At 57.8% G+C, this 17,941-nt stretch carries 15 protein-coding genes; 8 read left to right on the forward strand and 7 right to left on the reverse strand.

The features are described 5' to 3' along the window. Positions 1 to 27 precede the first annotated feature (27 nt). Entirely contained in the window at positions 28 to 2,904 is a 2,877-nt protein-coding gene (locus ACA063_RS28930) for an EAL domain-containing protein (RefSeq protein ID WP_497664262.1), read from the reverse strand. A 258-nt stretch (positions 2,905 to 3,162) separates the two neighbouring features. On the opposite strand from ACA063_RS28930, the gene uvrD reads away from it, so the two are divergent. From uvrD to ACA063_RS28945, 3 genes are all read left to right on the forward strand, one after another. Continuing rightward, on the forward strand, positions 3,163 to 5,346 hold the full coding sequence (gene uvrD, locus ACA063_RS28935; RefSeq protein WP_497664263.1) for a DNA helicase II: 2,184 nt from the start codon (positions 3,163 to 3,165) through the stop codon (positions 5,344 to 5,346). 222 nt (positions 5,347 to 5,568) lie between these two features. Further along, positions 5,569 to 6,441, forward strand: a complete 873-nt coding sequence (locus ACA063_RS28940) for a TIM44-like domain-containing protein (RefSeq protein ID WP_490145711.1) — start codon at positions 5,569 to 5,571, stop codon at positions 6,439 to 6,441. A gap of 136 nt (positions 6,442 to 6,577) precedes the next feature. Next, on the forward strand, positions 6,578 to 6,985 hold the full coding sequence (locus ACA063_RS28945; RefSeq protein ID WP_110657681.1) for an SMI1/KNR4 family protein: 408 nt from the start codon (positions 6,578 to 6,580) through the stop codon (positions 6,983 to 6,985). Positions 6,986 to 7,045: 60 nt separating this feature from the next. On the opposite strand, the gene ACA063_RS28950 is transcribed toward ACA063_RS28945, so the two are convergent. Beyond that, positions 7,046 to 8,809 (reverse strand): cation:proton antiporter, encoded by a 1,764-nt coding sequence (locus ACA063_RS28950; RefSeq protein ID WP_497664264.1) that lies wholly within the window; start codon positions 8,807 to 8,809, stop codon positions 7,046 to 7,048. 200 nt (positions 8,810 to 9,009) lie between these two features. On the opposite strand from ACA063_RS28950, the gene ACA063_RS28955 reads away from it, so the two are divergent. Continuing rightward, positions 9,010 to 9,492, forward strand: a complete 483-nt coding sequence (locus ACA063_RS28955; RefSeq protein ID WP_016772447.1) for an acyl-CoA thioesterase — start codon at positions 9,010 to 9,012, stop codon at positions 9,490 to 9,492. A 46-nt stretch (positions 9,493 to 9,538) separates the two neighbouring features. Here the strand turns inward: ACA063_RS28955 and pdxY are convergent, their stop codons facing one another. Further along, positions 9,539 to 10,411 carry a pyridoxal kinase PdxY gene (gene pdxY, locus ACA063_RS28960; RefSeq protein WP_162437649.1) on the reverse strand — a complete coding sequence of 291 codons (873 nt, stop codon included), beginning with the start codon at positions 10,409 to 10,411 and terminating at the stop codon, positions 9,539 to 9,541. Between the two features lie 120 nt (positions 10,412 to 10,531). Between pdxY and ACA063_RS28965 the strand changes: the two genes are divergently transcribed. Beyond that, entirely contained in the window at positions 10,532 to 10,945 is a 414-nt protein-coding gene (locus ACA063_RS28965) for a DUF3301 domain-containing protein (RefSeq protein WP_497664265.1), read from the forward strand. Between the two features lie 85 nt (positions 10,946 to 11,030). On the opposite strand, the gene ACA063_RS28970 is transcribed toward ACA063_RS28965, so the two are convergent. Then, positions 11,031 to 11,996 carry a CobW family GTP-binding protein gene (locus ACA063_RS28970; protein WP_497664266.1) on the reverse strand — a complete coding sequence of 322 codons (966 nt, stop codon included), beginning with the start codon at positions 11,994 to 11,996 and terminating at the stop codon, positions 11,031 to 11,033. A 26-nt stretch (positions 11,997 to 12,022) separates the two neighbouring features. Here ACA063_RS28970 and ACA063_RS28975 point away from each other — a divergent pair, with 26 nt between their 5' ends. After that, entirely contained in the window at positions 12,023 to 12,379 is a 357-nt protein-coding gene (locus ACA063_RS28975) for an NADH:ubiquinone oxidoreductase (RefSeq protein ID WP_497664267.1), read from the forward strand. Between the two features lie 3 nt (positions 12,380 to 12,382). Here ACA063_RS28975 and zigA read toward each other — a convergent pair whose 3' ends face one another. Next, on the reverse strand, positions 12,383 to 13,588 hold the full coding sequence (gene zigA / locus ACA063_RS28980) for a zinc metallochaperone GTPase ZigA (protein ID WP_497664268.1): 1,206 nt from the start codon (positions 13,586 to 13,588) through the stop codon (positions 12,383 to 12,385). A gap of 115 nt (positions 13,589 to 13,703) precedes the next feature. On the opposite strand from zigA, the gene folE2 reads away from it, so the two are divergent. Continuing rightward, the gene (gene folE2 / locus ACA063_RS28985; protein ID WP_497664269.1) at positions 13,704 to 14,600 is read left to right on the forward strand and encodes a GTP cyclohydrolase FolE2; all 897 of its coding nucleotides are present in this window, start codon (positions 13,704 to 13,706) and stop codon (positions 14,598 to 14,600) included. Between the two features lie 42 nt (positions 14,601 to 14,642). Here folE2 and ACA063_RS28990 read toward each other — a convergent pair whose 3' ends face one another. Further along, positions 14,643 to 15,164 carry a DUF3617 domain-containing protein gene (locus tag ACA063_RS28990; RefSeq protein ID WP_497664270.1) on the reverse strand — a complete coding sequence of 174 codons (522 nt, stop codon included), beginning with the start codon at positions 15,162 to 15,164 and terminating at the stop codon, positions 14,643 to 14,645. 130 nt (positions 15,165 to 15,294) lie between these two features. Between ACA063_RS28990 and cls the strand changes: the two genes are divergently transcribed. Continuing rightward, on the forward strand, positions 15,295 to 16,734 hold the full coding sequence (gene cls / locus ACA063_RS28995; protein ID WP_497664271.1) for a cardiolipin synthase: 1,440 nt from the start codon (positions 15,295 to 15,297) through the stop codon (positions 16,732 to 16,734). On the opposite strand, the gene cfaB is transcribed toward cls, so the two are convergent. After that, positions 16,731 to 17,918, reverse strand: coding sequence for a C17 cyclopropane fatty acid synthase CfaB (gene cfaB / locus ACA063_RS29000; RefSeq protein WP_497664272.1), 1,188 nt, complete (start codon positions 17,916 to 17,918; stop codon positions 16,731 to 16,733). The genes cls and cfaB overlap by 4 nt on opposite strands. Positions 17,919 to 17,941: the final 23 nt, after the last annotated feature.

Genomic DNA, 17,941 nt, shown 5'->3' on the forward strand with positions numbered 1-17,941 from the left:
CAGAAGTTTAAAGCCTCTGACGGGAAGTTATTTCAGCATTGCCAGATCCTGATTGCGCAACAACACCGCCAACCCTTCTGCCTCTATCGGCTTGCTGATCAGATACCCCTGCACCTCATCGCAACGCTGCACCTTGAGAAAATCCAGCTGCTCCTGCCGCTCGACCCCCTCAGCCACTACCTTCAACGACAAACCATGTGCCATGGCAATGATCGCTCGGGTAATTTCTGCATCCGCGCTACCCTCGCTTAACCCGCGAATGAACGCCTGATCGATCTTTACATAATCGACAGGGATGCGTTTCAGGTAGCTCAGGGATGAATACCCCGTACCGAAATCATCGATAGCCAGTTTTACCCCGAGGTCGCGCAGTTGCTGGAAGGTAGAAATGATGTGCTCGACGCTGTCGAGCAATTGGCTTTCCGTCAGCTCCAGTTCCAGGCAATGCGGCGCCAGGCCGGTTTCTTCCAGAACCTGACGAACAAGGCTGACAAGCTTGCCTTGGCGCAATTGATGCACCGAAAGGTTGACCGACACCCGAATCGGCTCAAGCCCCTGACGTTGCCACTCGCAAGCTTGCCAGCACGCCTGACGCAACACGAACTCACCGATCGCGCCAATCAATCCGGTTTCTTCGGCAAGCCCGATGAACTCCGCAGGTGGCACCCGCCCCATGCTCGGATGATCCCAGCGAACCAAGGCTTCGGCGGCATTCAATCGACCGGAGGCCAGGCAAAGTTTGGGTTGATAAAACACATTGAGCTGCTTTTCTTCAACCGCTTTGCGCAGTTGGTTTTCGAGCTGCAAACGCTCCAGCGTGCTGGCCTGGAGACTTTCGGTGTAGAACTGGAAATTGTTCCCGCCCAAATGTTTTGCGTGCTGCATGGCAATGTTTGACTGACTGACAAGCGCGGAAATTTCCCGGGCATTGTCCGGGAACATGCTGATGCCCATGGACGCGCTGACCACCAGTTCATGACCCTCAACCGTAATCGGCAATCGCAACTTGGTCGACAACCGCGTCGCCACACGTGCCAGGCTCGACAAATTGCCGTAAGCGTCAAACAGCACGGCAAATTCGTCGCCCGACAAGCGCGCGATGGTGTCGGCCTCGGGTAACGCATTGATCAGCCGGCGGGCCATTTTCTGCAGCAACTGATCGGCCACTTCATGGCCGAGGCTGTCGTTGAGCAACTTGAAGCGGTCCAGATTGATATGCAGCAGCGCCAGACTGCGTCCGCCCTGACGCACACGCTGATGAGCCTCGCGCAAACGCTCGCGGAACAGCGACCGGTTGGCCAGCCCCGTGAGTTCGTCGTAATGGGTCAGGTAACGCATACGCTCTTCGGATTCTCGACGCGCCGAGAGATCAGCGAAGAAGCCGACGATATGGCTGACATGTCCCCGATCATCGCGCACCGCATTCAATTGCAGCCATTGCGGATACAGCTCGCCGTTCTTGCGGGTTTCAACCAGCTCACCCTGCCAACTGCCGTGCTGCTCCAGCCCCTGACGAATGGCCGCGTAATGACGACGTGCATCCCGACTGCACGGCAACTCGACGACGTTGCGCCCAAGCATGTCGTTGATGTCATAGCCGGTTACACGGCTGAACGCCTGATTGACCGCGATCAGGGTGTAATCAGGATCGAAAATCACGATGCCTTCACTGGCCGCTTCAAAAACCGTCGCCGCCAGTTGTCGCTGTGCTTCCTGACCTTTGCTGACACTGATGTCGCGGCGCGTTCCGACCATGCGCAACACCCGGCCACTTTCGCTGCGTTCAACGGCTCGCCCGCGATCCTCGATCCAGACCCAATGGCCATCGCCGTGACGCACGCGATACTCGATCTGATAATCCTCGCTGCGGCCCTTCAAATGCTCCACCAGCGCTCGCTTCAACGACGGCAGGTCTTCGGGATGCAAGCGCGGGTTCAGGTGACTGAGCAATGCCGTCACATACTCCGGAGCAATCCCGAACAGCTCCTCGAGTTGGGTGTGATGGACCTCATCGGTTTGCAGGTTCCAGTCCCACAACCCCAACTCACTCGCCTTCAGGGCCAGCGCAAGGCGCGCCTCGCTTTTGCTGAGTGCCTGATTGGCGGCGTCCAGTTCAAGGCTGCGCTGTGCCACGCGACTTTCCAGTTCGATCTGGATTTCCCGCAGCTCGTCTTCTGCACGGCGTCGTTGCTCAATCTCCTTGGCCAGCGTTTGATTCAGCCGATCGCCGATGCTTTGCGTCTGCTGCAGATGTTCGATCAGTGCCTGGTTCTGGAAACGTCGCAACAAACCGCGATCCATCAGCCGATTGACCTGCCAGGCGACCACGCTTAGGGCGCCGAGCAAAATCAGCCCGAACCAGCCCCAGCCCTGCTCTTGCTCATCGCCCCCCCAGAACAGATAGGCGATGGCCGGCAACAAACAGGGCAAGGTAAAGGAGAGAAACGCCGGCAGGCTCACCGCGTAAGCCACGCTGGCGGACAACGCGGCAGCACCGATCAGGCCGAACACCCAGGCCTGCTGTATGAAGTTGTCCGCCGGTACGAGGGCAATGCCAGCGCCCGCCAGGGTGAGACCGGTGAGGCTCGAACCAAGGAGAAACATGCGTCGCCAGACGGGATGAGCCTGACGATTGGGAATCGCCGAATCGAAGGCCGCGACCTGAATCACCCGCAACGCCACCAGCGACAGCAACCAGACAAGCCAGACGCTGACCAGAAAATATCGTTGAGGACTCCAGAGCAGGCCGGCACAGACCAGGCCATTGATCAGCATGAACAGCGTGGGCAGCAGGGACCCCTGATAAAGCAGGCGCGTGCGCTCCACCGCCATTTCCATGGCGTACTGTTTACGGATAACCCGGGGCTCCACGGTGGGGCCCGACAGGTCGGAGCTGAGGGTCATAGGCAATGTTCTTGTTCTTATAATGATGAGCATGGGCCCGAAACATCGAGGGGAGCATACACAAGCGAGTGCCCGGACCAAACTGCTTCGGATCATGAAAAATCCGAAATCCATCCCCCGATTCGTCTCTTGAAAGCCCCGGAGCGAGCCCCGCCAGCGCTTGCAGCCAGTGACCAACCGGTCGTCATCCATGCTTCTTTCATCGGTAAATGCAAAGCTCGGTTTGCCCGGTGTGACGGCGCACCCTAGAATGCCCCGATGCGCGATGATCTCTCCCTTCTGCTGAACTCCCTCAACGATGCCCAACGCCAGGCCGTAGCTGCCTCCGTGGGTCGTCAGTTGGTCCTGGCCGGTGCTGGTTCCGGTAAAACCCGAGTGCTGGTGCACCGTATCGCCTGGTTGATCCAGGTCGAAAACGCCTCGCCTCACTCGATCCTGTCGGTGACCTTCACCAACAAGGCCGCTGCCGAGATGCGCCATCGCATCGAGCAACTGATGGGGCTCAACCCGGCCGGCATGTGGGTGGGCACTTTCCACGGGCTGGCGCACCGCTTGCTGCGGGCGCACTGGCAGGAAGCCGGCCTGAGCCAGACCTTCCAGATCCTCGACAGTGACGACCAGCAACGGTTGGTCAAGCGGGTGATTCGCGAGCTCGGCCTGGATGAACAACGCTGGCCCGCTCGTCAGGCCCAGTGGTTCATCAACGGCCAGAAAGACGAAGGGCTGCGTCCACAACACATTCAAGCCAGCGGCGATCTGTTCCTGGCGACCATGCGCAGCATTTATGAAGCCTATGAGGCCGCGTGTTTGCGCGCAGGCGTCATCGACTTCTCCGAATTGCTTTTGCGCGCCCTCGACCTGTGGCGCGATCACCCCGGGCTGCTCGCGCATTATCAGAAGCGCTTCCGGCACATTCTGGTGGACGAATTCCAGGACACCAACGCCGTGCAATACGCCTGGTTGCGCCTGCTGGCCAAAGGCGGCGACAGCCTGATGGTGGTTGGCGACGACGATCAGTCCATCTACGGCTGGCGTGGGGCGAAAATCGAGAACATCTACCAGTACTCCGATGATTTCCCGGATGCCGAAACCATTCGTCTGGAGCAGAACTACCGCTCCACCGCCGGCATCCTCAAGGCAGCCAACGCCCTGATCGCCAACAACACCGGGCGCATGGGCAAAGAACTGTGGACCGATGGCGGCGAAGGCGAAGCGATCAACCTATACGCCGCGTTCAACGAACACGATGAAGCCCGTTATGTTGTCGAAACCATCGAAAGCGCGCTGAAAACGGGCTTGGCTCGCAGTGATATCGCGATTCTGTACCGCTCTAACGCCCAGTCGCGCGTTTTGGAAGAAGCCTTGCTCCGCGAGCGCATTCCGTATCGGATTTACGGCGGTCAGCGCTTTTTCGAACGGGCAGAAATCAAGAACGCCATGGCTTACCTGCGTTTGCTGGAAGGCCGGGGCAACGATGCGGCGCTGGAGCGGGTGATCAACGTTCCGGCCCGTGGCATCGGCGAGAAAACCGTCGAAGCGATTCGTGACCATGCGCGCCACAGCGATGTGTCGATGTGGGAAGCCATGCGCCTGCTGGTGGCCAACAAAGGCCTGACCGGTCGGGCTGCGGGTGCGCTGGGGGCGTTTATCGAACTGATCGAGAATCTCGCCGCCAAGTGCATGGAAATGCCTCTGCACTTGATGACTCAGACCGTCATCGAGCAATCCGGGCTTATCGCTTATCACGAAGCCGAAAAAGGTGAGAAAGGCCAGGCCCGGGTAGAAAACCTTGAGGAACTGGTCAGCGCCGCTCGCAACTTCGAGAACGCTGAAGAAGACGAGGACCTGACGCCACTGGCGGCGTTCCTCGGCCACGCGTCGCTGGAGGCAGGTGATACCCAGGCCGACGAGCACGAAGACAGCATTCAGTTGATGACACTGCACAGCGCCAAAGGGCTGGAGTTTCCTTATGTGTTCCTGGTGGGCATGGAGGAAGGTCTGTTCCCGCACAAGATGAGCCTGGAAGAACCCGGTCGTCTTGAGGAAGAGCGTCGCCTGGCCTATGTCGGTATTACCCGGGCCATGCAGAACCTGGTGATGACCTATGCCGAAACGCGGCGCCTGTATGGCAGCGAGACTTACAACAAGGTGTCGCGTTTCGTGCGCGAAGTGCCTAAAGGCCTGATTCAGGAAGTACGGCTGTCCAATAGCGTCAGTCGTCCTTTCGGTGGCGGCCAGCAGCAGAGCTCCAGCAGCCTGTTTGGCGGTAGCGAGATTCCGGATACCGGCTTCAGTCTTGGCCAGGCAGTGCGACATTCGGTGTTTGGGGAGGGTGTGATCCTGAACTTCGAAGGCGCCGGCGCTCAGGCTCGCGTCCAGGTGAATTTCAGCGAAGGCAGTAAATGGCTGATGCTGGGTTATGCGAAGCTGGAAGCGATCTAACCCGAACGTGATTCCATGTGGGAGCAATGTTTGCTCCCACAAAGGCCTATTCCTACCGAACTTATCCACTCCTCCTACAGACCAAAGTTAACAGGCCTTATTGCGCTGACTGAAGCTGAACCCAACCTGTCAGGCAAAAGCCCGAAACACTCTGCCGCTAGCCAGTAACACTTCAGCTGTGCAACATGGCGCGCGTGCCTTCCACAAATGGGAATTCCCTTTATGAAACGTTTTCTTAGCATCGCCATGGCGTTGTGCATCGGCCTGACGATGAGCCTGGACGCCAACGCCAAGCGCTTTGGTGGCGGCAAGAGCTCCGGCGCTGCGCCGACTCACCAGACCAGCCAAATGGCTCCTTCTTCTGCTGCAGGCGGCGCTGCTGCTACTGCGGGCGCAGCCGGTGCCGCTGGCGCTGCTGCAAAAGCCGGTGGCGCTTCGCGCTGGCTCGGCCCTCTGGCCGGTATCGCTGCCGGTGGCCTGCTGGCTTCCATGTTCATGGGCGGTGGCTTCCAGGGCATGCAGATCTTCGACATCCTGATCATGGCTGTCATTGCGTTCCTGATCTTCCGTTTCATTGCCGCTCGTCGTCGCAAGCAGCAAGAGCACATGGCTCCAGCTGGTCATGCACCGATGCAGCGTGAAGTGTTCGAACAAAAGCCTGCTGGCGGTTCGATCTTCGGCGGTTCGGCAGCGCCTGTAGCCGCTCGTCCGGTGATCAATGCACCGGCCTGGTTCAATGAACAGAGCTTCATCGAAGCGGCCCGCAACCACTTCCAGTCCTTGCAGCAGCACTGGGACGCGAACGAAATGGACAAGATTGCCGAGTTCGTGACCCCGCAATTGCTGGAGTTCCTGAAGCGCGAACGTGCCGATCTGGGCGACGCTTTCCAGTCCACCTACATTGATAACCTCAATGTGCAACTGGACGGCGTGGATGATCGTGCGGACAAGACAATCGCGACCCTGACCTTCAGCGGCGTGTCGAAAACTTCGCGCTTCGACCAGGGCGAAGTGTTCAGCGAAAGCTGGAACATGGAACGGCCGCAGGGCGAAAACCAGCCTTGGCTGGTGGCCGGTATCCGCCAGAACGGCTGATCCCTCCTGCGTTAAGCATGTTGTAATGAAAACCCCAGCCTCGGCTGGGGTTTTCTATTTCGCGGTTGCATCTATACCAAGCTACTGTATAAACCGCCCCAACTAAACCGCGCCATCAAGCAAGAGGATCCCGGACGTGGAAGAAATCATCGAACAACTGCGTGAAGCCAACGAACCGGTACCGGTCCCCTTGGAGCTGCCTGACGAAGACCAGTTGGTGGAAATCGAAGAACAACTGTTTATCGACATTCCATTTGTCTTCAGAGAATTTTTGCTGACCGTCAGCGACGTGGTCTACGGCAGCCTGGAACCCGTGACGGTCACCGACCCGCAATCCCACACCTACCTGCCAGACGTTGCCGCTAACGCCTGGGATGCCGGTGTCGATCGCAGCATGATCCCGATCTGTCAGGACGGTGACGACTACTACCTCGTTGAAGAGGATGGCACCGTGGTGCTGTGGCAGGCTGAAGAAGAGTTGATTGCCGAAGAAACCTGGGAATCGGTCTGGCACTGGGCGCGGGACGTCTGGCTGGAAAGCTGATACATCCCCGTGTGATTTTTGTAGTAGCTGGCGCAGGCTGCGCCCGCTGCTAGTCAGACTTCAGTGGCCGGACGCATCCTTGTGGTTGTCCAAGGTTTCCAGCAAAGCCACCTGCATCCGCGTGTGTACGCGGATGAACCAGCGCCAGAGCAGCGCCGCTACGGCCGCCGCCACCACCGCAACCAGCATCAGCAACTTGTTGGTCGGCAGAATACTGGCCGACAAGGCTGCCAGCAGCAGGAAAATCACCAGCAGCGAAAGAATCGGTATGACTTCAGAGATCACCCGACGCACTCGCTGTGTATGACGACCCGCCATCTCCGGCTTCACGCCCATCTCCGCTAACAGCATCGATAGCGCTTTGAGCTTGCGATAGGCCGCAATCAGGAACGGCAGAGACAATATCAACGCCCCGCCCCAGATCAGTGCTTTCTGCCAGCTCGGATCACTGATCCAGTCCGATAGATACGCGGACATGCGCTCGGCAAAAAAAGCGCCCGAGAAGAAAATCGCGATCACCAGCGCCAGATTGACCCCCACCTGCAACAGAATTCGCCGAATCATCGACGCCAGCAGCGCACCTTCGCCCTGTGGCTGGATGCTGCGCAGCCATTCACCGTACATCCCCAGCACCCGGCCGAGTCGCTGCGGCATTACAGCGGCCAGCTTGATCGACAGCGGATCGGCCGCGCGGATCAAATAGGGCGTCAGCAAGGTGGTGATCACCGAGACCGCAACGGCCACGGGATAGAGGAAGTTACTGGTGACCTGCAGCGTCATGCCCAGCGCCGCGATGATGAAGGAGAATTCCCCAATCTGCGAAAGCCCCATCCCGACTCGCAGGGACGTGCGCCCATCATTGCCGGCGATAAACGCGCCGAGTCCGCAAGACAGCATTTTGCCCAGCACCACAGCCACAGTGATCACAGCGATTGGCCAGGCGTATTGCAGCAGGATCAGCGGATCGAGCATCAGCCCGATGGCCACAAAGAAGATTGCACTGAATAAATCGCGCACCGGTTCGATCAAGCGCTCGATCTTCAGCAGTTGCCGGGATTCAGCCATGATCGCGCCGATCAGGAACGCGCCGAGGACCATGCTGTATTCGAGCTTGACCACTAACAGGCAGAAGCCGAAACACAACCCCAATACGGTGATCAACAGCATCTCGTTGCTTTCGAACTTGGCCACATAAGCCAACAGACGCGGGACCAGCAGAATGCCGATCACCAGCGCGACGATCATGAACAGCGACAGTTTGCCGACCGTGGAAAAGACCTCGCCGGAACTCACCGTACCGCTGACAGCGATACTCGACAGCAACGCGATAATGCCAATACCTAGGATGTCCTCCACGATCAGTACACCGAAGATCAGTTGCGCAAAGCGCTCGTTCTTCATCTTCAGATCGTTGAGCGCCTTGACGATGATCGTGGTCGAGGAAATCGCCAGGATCGCGCCGAGGAACAGGGAATCCATGGTGTTCCAGTCGAACCATCGGCCGATTTCGTAGCCGATCCAGATCATCAGCACGATTTCCAGGAATGCGGCGATAAACGCGGTGGCACCGACCTTGAACAGCTTGCGCAGGCTGAATTCCAGGCCCAGGCAAAACATCAGGAATATCACCCCGAGCTCAGCGAGGGTCTTGATGGTTTCCTCATCGTGGATGAGGCCGAACGGCGGTGTATGCGGGCCGATGATGAAACCGGCGACGATATAACCCAGGACTACCGGCTGTTTAAGCCGATGAAACAACACGGTGACCACACCGGCGACCAGCATGATGACTGCCAGATCCTGAATAAAACTGATCGCATGCATGGCGTGGGCTCCTTAAGACAGACTTTCGGAGGTTAACACCGCGACTTCCATCAGAAAGGCGGTGCAATATATGGAAACAGATAGATCGCGCGTGACGGCAGCCATGCGCCCGGCGTCCCGATAACAGTCGGTTTGAAAAAGCTGACCAGGCGCCCGTAGAGGTGCATTCCTTCATCACTGCCTTGAACCGTGAGAACGCTATGGAACCCGGAAACGCCCAACTGTCGATGACGGTATTGATGACCCCCGACATGGCCAACTTCTCTGGCAATGTTCACGGCGGCACACTGCTCAAATACCTGGACGAAGTTGCCTACGCCTGCGCCAGCCGTTATGCCGGTCGCTACGTGGTGACGCTCTCGGTGGATCAGGTAATTTTTCGCGAGCCGATCCACGTCGGCGAACTGGTGACCTTCCTGGCGTCGGTCAACTACACAGGCAACACCTCGATGGAGGTGGGTATCAAGGTCGTGACCGAGAACATTCGTGAGCGCTCGGTACGTCACACCAACAGCTGTTTTTTCACCATGGTCGCCGTGGATGACCAGCGCAAACCGGCCGCCGTTCCGCCACTGCAACCGCAGAACAGTGAGGACAAGCGTCGTTTTATGCAGGCACAGCAACGCCGCCAGATTCGTCAGGAACTGGAAAAGCGTTATCAGGAAATCAAAGGCGACGCTTGAATCAAAGATCGTCCGGACGCGGGCCGCGTTCGGACAATCTTTGCCATTACAGACTTATTGCAGTCGCCTCAAACCGTACTCGCGGATGGGCAATTCGATCCTGGGCCCGTACCAGTTCCAGCTCGTAGCTGGCGCACGCCTGGGTCTCGAGCAACACTTCATGCACCGCCGACGCCGTGAATTCAAATGCAGCCACCAGGCTGTCGCCTAACAGCACGCGCGCCAGGAACAACCCTGAGGTCAAGTCACCAACGCCCACCGGCTGACGCGGGAACGCCAACAGCGGTCGACGCAAATGCCAGCTGTTCTCCGCCGTTACCAGCAACATCTCGAAGACATCTGCCGGTTTGCCCGGGTAGTCCAGATGCTTGACCAACACCGCTTTCGGTCCACGCGCCAGTAGCGTACGCGCCATGGCAAGGCAATCGAATAGCGACTGCGGCTTGCGTCCCGAGAAGCTGTCCAGCTCCAGCTGGTTTGGACACATGAAGTCCGCGACGGCCGCCGCCTCTTGCAGCAGGAAATCGCTGACCTCCGCCGGCACGCTGCACCCCTTCTCCGGGTGCCCCATTACCGGGTCGCATAAGTACAACGCCTTGGGATTCATCGACTTGATTCGCGCCACGCCGGTCAGGATCGCGCGCCCCTGGGCCGCACTGCCAAGGTAACCGGAGAGCACAGCGTCGCAGTTACCCAGCTCACCAATCGCCGCGATCCCTTCGACCAGCTCGGGAATCTGGTGTGGCGCCAACACTTCACCGGCCCACTGGCCGTATTGAGTGTGATTGGAGAACTGCACGGTATTGAGCGGCCATACATTCACCCCGATCCGCTGCATCGGAAATACCGCGGCGCTGTTACCGGCGTGGCCGAACACCACGTGGGACTGGATGGCAAGTAGATGGGGCGTACGTTTCATGCGGTGAGTCTTCCGTACAACGATTGAAATTAGAGCCGCGCAGTATGCGACTAAACGCAGCCTGTACGACAGACCGGCGACGCAGTTAAGCTGGCACTATCTTGTTGGAGCACCCTGTTGATGCTGACCCTCGGAAATATCTTAGTGTTGATGCTGCTGGCCACCGCTGGCGCGTGGCTTTGGCACAACCACGGCCTGCGCGAGCGCGCGCTGGAGCGGGTCAAGCAGCATTGCGGCAAGCTTGGCATCGAGCTGCTGGATGGCAACGTCGCATTGAAAAAAATCGGATTTATCAAAGACGCGAACGGCAAACGGCGTTTGGCCAGGGTATACAACTTCGAATTCACCGTGACGGGTGAAACCCGCCACAACGGCACCATTACCCAGTTCGGCGCCCACAGCGCGCAAATAGAGCTTGCGCCCTACCCGATGCCCTTCGACGACACCGCAGCGGTAGTCGATGTGGTGAAACCACGGGCTGAGGTGATCGAGCTAAGCCAGTGGCGGCAAGAGCACACCAAGTGGCGTCCTTAAGTCAAAAGATCGCAAGCTGCTACAGCTCTAACGGAAAAATGCATTTCACCTGTAGGAGCTGCCGAAGGCTGCGATCTTTTGATCTTTAAATCACCCGACACCCAGCCATACCGCTCTGCAACGAATCCACGTCCTGCGCTTCACTGAAAATCAGCTCAATCCGCGAATCCTGTCGCCATTCACTGGGTCGCCAGTCCAGCACTGAGTTATCCAGTGCATTGCCCGATACCCATCCCTCAACACCGTGTATCACCAGCTTAGCCCGCTGCCAGTCGAGGCTTTCAAGCCATCGAACCACTCGCACAACATCAAATATCTGACCCGGATGCCAACGCCAGCCGATGCTCCAGCCGCCCTCCTGTTGCTGACTCAAACAGATCGGTATCGCAGGATCAGTCCACATAGCCGGCATCTGCGCCAAGCCTTTGGGTGCAATAAAGTTATCCACACCTGCCTCAGCCTTCGCATCAAGACCCGGTAAAGCACTCAAGGGCAGTACACCTTGCTGCGTCCAGTACAACGGCATGGCTGGCAGCCGCATGATGATCCGCGCTCGCTCATCCTCTCCCAGCGCCTCAGACTTGTTCAGCAACAACAGACCAGCGCTGCTCAGGGCCTCTTGTTGCGATTGAGGGAGCGGTTTACCGGCGGCGAGCGCCTGAGCATCCAGCACCAGCAAACACGGCTGAACCGCCAACACACCGAGCCACGGCGCCTCATTCAACTGCCGGAGCAGTTGCGCCGGATGCCCCAACCCCGACGGCTCGATGAACAGCCGATCAGGCCGCGCCTTGCGTAACAAACGTCCAAGCCCGACCTGAAAAGGCGCACCGTTTACGCAACACAAACACCCCCCGGCCACTTCACCCAGTGCGATACCATCGGCGTCCTGGGTCAACAACGCAGCGTCGAGGCCGATCTGGCCGAACTCGTTGATCAGCACCGCCCAGCGCTCTCCGGCAGGCCGTTGAGTCAGCAGGTGCCTGATGAGGCTGGTCTTGCCGGCGCCCAATGGGCCAGCAATGACATGGGTAGGAATGTTCTGCAGCATGGTTGAAGGATTCTAAGGGGGTAAAAATGCGGTTGATTGGATGGTCGTTACTGCTAGCACTGACTTCGGGCGAGGCCCTGGCCCAGGCATGTGTGGTACATAGCACAGGTGTACGGCTCGACGTAAAAGTCTGTCAGCAGAACCGCAACATCCCGCAGAAGCTATTTGCCGACGGGTTCTGCCAGCCGAATCTGCCGGGACAAGCAGTCGACGTGCAGTACGTGGATGCGTGTCCCGCCGGGGCATTTGGCGTCTGCAGCAATGCCCAAGTCGCCAATATGCCTTACCGGCAGGATATTCACTATTACGGTATAGCCACCGATGCGGCCTATTTGAAGCCGTTTTGCGAAGCCCAAAGCCAGGGCAGCTGGCTCAAGCCATGACCCTCAGGCGACCTCCTCGTACCACGGGCCGAACGGGTCCGTCAGCAATCGCCATCCCTCTTTGCCAAGCTTCATTTCGTCGTCAGTCAGCAGGCATTGGTCGAGTTGCGCATTCAGCTCGGTGAAGTCGATGTTCTGGCCGATGAACACCAGTTCCTGACGGCAATCACCTGTGGCGGCCGTCCAGTTCTTCATGATGTCGGCAGTAGTTTCTGCGTCCTGTGGCCACTGGTTTTTCGGTACAAAACGCCACCAGCGCCCAGCATAACCATAGCGCATCAAGCCACCTGCCTGAGACCAACTACCGGCGTCCATGTGCTTGCTTGCCAGCCAGAAAAACCCTTTGGAGCGCAGCAGTTTGCCGTTCTCCCACGATCCGTTGATGAAGTCGAAAAAACGCTGCGGATGAAAGGGCTTTCTCGCCCGATAAGCAGTGGAAGCGATGCCGTACTCCAGTGTTTCCGGTACGTGTGCGCCACGCAGCTCTTGCAACCAGCCGGGCGCCTGGGCGGCCTTCTCGAAATCGAAGCGACCTGTATTGAGGATCCTTTTCAGAGGGATTTCACCCATCACCATCGGGATGATCTGCGCCTGTGCATTAAGCCGCTCAAGAATCGCGATCAGTTCCTCGCGCGCGCTACTGCTGATCAAGTCGATCTTGCTGATGAGGATGACGTCGGCGAACTCGATCTGCTCGATCAACAGATCCGTGATGGATCGTTCGTCTGCTTCGCCCAGGGTTTCACCACGGGACGCGAGGCTTTCAGCAGCCTGGTAGTCGATCAGGAAGTTCACGCCGTCAACGACGGTGACCATGGTATCGAGCCGCGCAATGTCAGCCAGGCTCTGCCCGTCTTCGCCGCGAAAGGTGAAAGTTTCTGCCACCGGCAAGGGCTCTGAGATCCCCGTGGATTCAATCAGCAGGTAATCAAACCGACCCTCCTTGGCGAGTTTGCTTACCTCCTCCAGCAAGTCTTCGCGAAGGGTGCAGCAGATGCAGCCGTTGCTCATTTCCACGAGTTTTTCTTCGGCGCGATTGAGGCTGACGTCGCGTTGTACTTCGCTACCATCAATATTGATCTCGCTCATATCGTTCACGATCACAGCGACTCGCAAGTTCTCGCGGTTGCGCAATACGTAGTTGAGGAGCGTGCTTTTACCGGCGCCGAGAAAACCCGACAAGACGGTGACGGGGAGACGATGGGGCATCAGGCATTCCTCATAAAGGGTACGCGGGTCAGTGGAGCCAGTTCAGGAAAAAGGCGTAGGCGAGTTTAATGTAATAACATAACATGTCAAACCTGCTTCCACGACGGACCTGCTTATGAATGCGCTGACTCTGCCGGATATCGCCAAACAAGCTACACGCCAATCACTGCCACTCGATTGGGTAGGCATGTGTGGCATTGCACTTCCAGTCTTGATTGACAGGCAGCAACTCGCTGCAAAAGTTGACGCAGGCGTGAGTCTCGACAACGAAGAGGCGCGAGGCATTCATATGTCACGTTTGTATCTGGCGCTGGAAATGCTTGAAAACGATCCGCTGACACCTGCGCTGTTGCGCAGAATATTGGAACGGTTTATCGCCACGCATGAGGGGCTTTCCAACAATGCCTCTCTCAATATTCATACGGATTTACTGCTGAAAAGACCGGCGCTGGTCAGCCCGCTGAGCGGGTGGAAAGCCTATCCGGTTAGCATTCGGGCAAGTCTGAAAAATGGATTGTTCCACGTGGAACTATCAATAGACGTGTCTTATTCCTCAACATGCCCCTGCTCGGCAGCGCTGTCACGGCAATTAATCCAGCAACAATTTGCTAATGACTTCGGGGAGAGGTCACTCAATCTCGATGACGTATTGAATTGGCTTGGCTCTACAAACGGCATCGTTGCGACGCCTCACAGCCAACGCAGCACCGCACATTTGCGGCTGCGTTTAAACGATGACTGCAATGCGCTTCCGCTGATCGCGATCATCAATGACGCAGAAATGGCGCTCGGCACTGCGGTTCAAACCGCGGTTAAACGCGCCGACGAACAAGCCTTCGCTTTGGCGAACGGCCAGAACCTGATGTTCTGCGAAGACGCGGCTCGACGCCTGCACACCGCTCTGAAACGCCTTTCAACTATCAATGCTTTCAACCTGCGGGTCATTCACGCAGAAAGTTTGCACGCCCACGATGCCGTTGCAGAGAGCCGCTGGAATTGGGAGGCCGCATGATCCGATTCTGGAGTGCAGCTCCCCCGTTCACATCACCAGTGATCAGGCTCGCGGTTTAACCGTTCCGCAATCCTGACCTAGCCACACGGCACGACTTTCCAGACTGCCCTTTTGCTGGATACCCGTAGCGTTGAACGTACCGTTCACCTTGGTGGTGAACTCACGATCACTGAGGAACGTGGCAACGCCGGCACCTTGGGCTTTCGGACAGCTGAAACGGAATTTCCACTGATTGCCGCTGCGATCAGTGATTTCCTGTTTGCAGCCCGATTGCGGATCGGTAAGCGGAATATTGTCCGTCTTCACCTGCTCCGGTGTGAGGCACGCGCGTATACCTTTGCCACCCATGGTGATCCCCTGCTTTTCCAGCTGAGCGCGCTGTTCAGGGGTCATCTGACCTTGCAACTGACCGAGGATCAATTGCAGATCCGGCAGGTTCTGGTCATCGACCTTCATGTTGCTGGTGGTCAATTCCCACAAACCGGGCTGAAGCATCTGTGCCTGAGCGGCCAGAGGAAGTGCCAAACCCATCGCCATGGCCAAACCCAGCAGACGAATGTTCATCGAGTAACTCCTGATCAGTAGTGGCCGTTAGACGTCAGCCACAGGCTTCGGTTCATGGCCAATTAATTAGCGACATTCTGCACGGAACATGGTCTGTTAAGCACTGAATCTTCAGGAGCAAGGCTGCCCCATGGATTATTTTGGACCACACATTTTCGGCTACATGATCGCACTGCTTCACACGCTTGGCTCGATCGCCGCCATCCACGCCGTGCTGACTGTTCGCACCGCACAGGGATCCATCGCCTGGGCCCTCTCGCTGGTGTTCATTCCCTACTTCACGCTCATCCCCTATCTGGTGTTCGGTCGCAGCACCTTCGATGGCTACATCAAGGCGCGTCGCCAAGCCAACGAAGAAATGCGCAAAGCGATCTCCGAACTGAACTGGCGCCCTTGGGTAGAAGAAGCGCTCACCGCACGCGCTTCGAACGCCTATGCGTCCTTACGTGCAATGCCCAAACTGGGGCGTATGCCGTGCCTGGCCAACAATGAAGTGAGCTTGCTGATCAATGGTCAGGAAACGTTCGACGCAATCTTCGACGCCATCAGCCACGCCAAAGAAGCGGTTCTGATCCAGTTCTTCATCATCCACGACGACCGTCTCGGCCAGCGCCTGCAAAACCTTCTGTTGAAGAAAGCCGCCGAAGGTGTGGCGATTTATTTGTTGTACGACCGAATCGGCAGCCACTCGCTGCCCCACAGCTATGTGCAATCGTTGCGAGATGCAGGCGTCGAGGTTAAAGCCTTCGCTACCCGAAGCGGCTGGCTCAATCGCTTCCAGGTCAACTTTCGTAACCACCGCAAGATCGTCGTGGTCGACGGCGTGCTCGGCTTCGTCGGCGGACACAACGTCGGTGATGAGTACATGGGTGAAAAACCCCCGCTCGCCCCTTGGCGTGACACTCACGTCCAGGTGCGTGGCCCCGTGGTGGCCTGTATGCAGGAATCTTTTGCGGAAGACTGGTTCTGGGCCGCCCGCTCGCTTCCACCCCTGATCTTGCCGGATGTCTATCCGGATGATGGCGTACTCTGCCAATTGCTCGCCAGCGGCCCGGCAGACTCCTACGAGACCTGTTCGTTGTTCTTCGTGGAGGCTATTCACGCCGCGACGGAACGAGTGTGGATCACCAGTCCGTATTTCATTCCTGACGAAGCCGTATTTGCTGCCCTGCGATTGGCGGTGTTGCGCGGGGTGGACGTGCGCTTGCTGCTGCCTTCGCGGCCCGATCACCGTATCGTCTATGCCGCCTCCAGCCTCTACGCCTTCGAAGCGGTACGGGCCGGCGTGAGAGTATTCCGCTACCAGCCAGGTTTCCTGCATCAGAAAGTGGTGCTGATCGACAGCGAAATCAGCGCCATCGGCAGCGCCAATCTGGACAACCGTTCGTTCCGGCTCAACTTCGAAGTGATGCTGCTAACCGTCGACAGTGTGTTCGCCGGCGAAGTGGAACAGATGCTCAACGCCGACTTCGCCCAGGCTCACGAAATCGCCAAAGAAGAAAGCCGGCAGACCCACCGCCTGCAACAGGTCGGCATGCGGGTCGCCCGGCTCATTTCACCGATCCTTTAAGGCGTGTAGATGTCGTCGCGGGTCCATGGCAATTCATGGCTGCCATCGGGATGAGCTTTGACGGCCAGGATCTGGTGGAGATTGATCCAGCCCTTGGCGAACGCGTAAGCGCAGCCAGCCAGGTATAACCGCCAGATCCGCAATGCCTGCTCCGGCACCTGCTTGGCAGCCGCTTCGAGATTATCCTCCAGACGCTCACTCCAATGATCGAGCGTTCGTGCGTAATGCAGGCGCAAGCTTTCGACGTCGACAATTTCCAGACCCGCCTCACTGATTTCCGCAGAAATCATCGACAGGTGCGGAAGCTCGCCGTTAGGGAAGACATACTTCTCAATGAAATCACCGGCGCCACGTCCCACCGGACGGCCATCGGTGTGCTTGGCGGTGATGCCGTGGTTCATCACCAGACCGCCCTCTTTCACCGCGCCGAACAGAGTTCTGCAGTACTCGGCAAGGTTCGCATGACCGACGTGCTCGAACATGCCAACACTGACGACCTTGTCGAAACGACCGTCCTGAGGCAAATCGCGATAGTCGAGCAATTGAAGCTCCACCAGATCATCCAAACCTTCGGCAGTCACTCGCTCCCGGGCAAGGGCCAGTTGCTCTTTGCTCAGCGTGATGCCGAACACCTTGGCACCAAACTCCCGCGCGGCATACCGCGCCAGGCCACCCCAACCACAGCCAACGTCCAGCAGATAGTCGCCGGGTTGCAGGCGCAACTTGCGGCACAGATGGCGGAATTTTGCTTGCTGGGCTTGCTCGAGGGATTCGCTGCCGGTCTCGAAATACGCACATGAATAAGCCATGTCGCTGTCGAGCCATAGTTGATAGAACGCATTGGAAAGGTCGTAGTGGTAGGAGATTGCCTTGGCATCGGTTTCCTTGTCGTGAACCGTGCGAACAGGCTGATTGTCGTCATCCGCGCCCACCAAAGCCTGGCTCCACTCGTCAACGATGCGAATCACATCGCTGATTGAGCCCTCCAGTTCGAGCTTCCCTTCGACAAACGCCGCTCCTAGCGCGTCCAGGGTGGGATGAGTGAACTGGGTAACCATTTGTGGGTCCTTCACCACAATCGTGACGCTGGGCGTCGGCCCCAGATTGTATTCATGGCCATCCCAGAGTCGCAGGCGTAGCGGTAACTGCAGATTCTGTAAGGCCGGTGGAATGTGCGCGAGCATGGAGAATCCCCCTTGTTTCAGAC

Source organism: Pseudomonas sp. LBUM1643, assembly GCF_059716215.1.

Bases quoted from the DNA above. Each gene is read 5' to 3' on its own strand.
- pdxY (WP_162437649.1), bottom strand. From the start codon at position 10,411: ATGAAACGTACGCCCCATCTACTTGCCATCCAGTCCCACGTGGTGTTC.
- ACA063_RS28955 (WP_016772447.1), top strand. From the start codon at position 9,010: ATGGAACCCGGAAACGCCCAACTGTCGATGACGGTATTGATGACCCCC.
- cls (WP_497664271.1), top strand. From the start codon at position 15,295: ATGGATTATTTTGGACCACACATTTTCGGCTACATGATCGCACTGCTT.
- ACA063_RS28940 (WP_490145711.1), top strand. From the start codon at position 5,569: ATGAAACGTTTTCTTAGCATCGCCATGGCGTTGTGCATCGGCCTGACG.
- ACA063_RS28965 (WP_497664265.1), top strand. From the start codon at position 10,532: ATGCTGACCCTCGGAAATATCTTAGTGTTGATGCTGCTGGCCACCGCT.
- cfaB (WP_497664272.1), bottom strand. From the start codon at position 17,918: ATGCTCGCGCACATTCCACCGGCCTTACAGAATCTGCAGTTACCGCTA.
- ACA063_RS28990 (WP_497664270.1), bottom strand. From the start codon at position 15,164: ATGAACATTCGTCTGCTGGGTTTGGCCATGGCGATGGGTTTGGCACTT.
- ACA063_RS28970 (WP_497664266.1), bottom strand. From the start codon at position 11,996: ATGCTGCAGAACATTCCTACCCATGTCATTGCTGGCCCATTGGGCGCC.
- folE2 (WP_497664269.1), top strand. From the start codon at position 13,704: ATGAATGCGCTGACTCTGCCGGATATCGCCAAACAAGCTACACGCCAA.
- ACA063_RS28975 (WP_497664267.1), top strand. From the start codon at position 12,023: ATGCGGTTGATTGGATGGTCGTTACTGCTAGCACTGACTTCGGGCGAG.
- ACA063_RS28950 (WP_497664264.1), bottom strand. From the start codon at position 8,809: ATGCATGCGATCAGTTTTATTCAGGATCTGGCAGTCATCATGCTGGTC.
- ACA063_RS28930 (WP_497664262.1), bottom strand. From the start codon at position 2,904: ATGACCCTCAGCTCCGACCTGTCGGGCCCCACCGTGGAGCCCCGGGTT.
- zigA (WP_497664268.1), bottom strand. From the start codon at position 13,588: ATGCCCCATCGTCTCCCCGTCACCGTCTTGTCGGGTTTTCTCGGCGCC.
- uvrD (WP_497664263.1), top strand. From the start codon at position 3,163: ATGCGCGATGATCTCTCCCTTCTGCTGAACTCCCTCAACGATGCCCAA.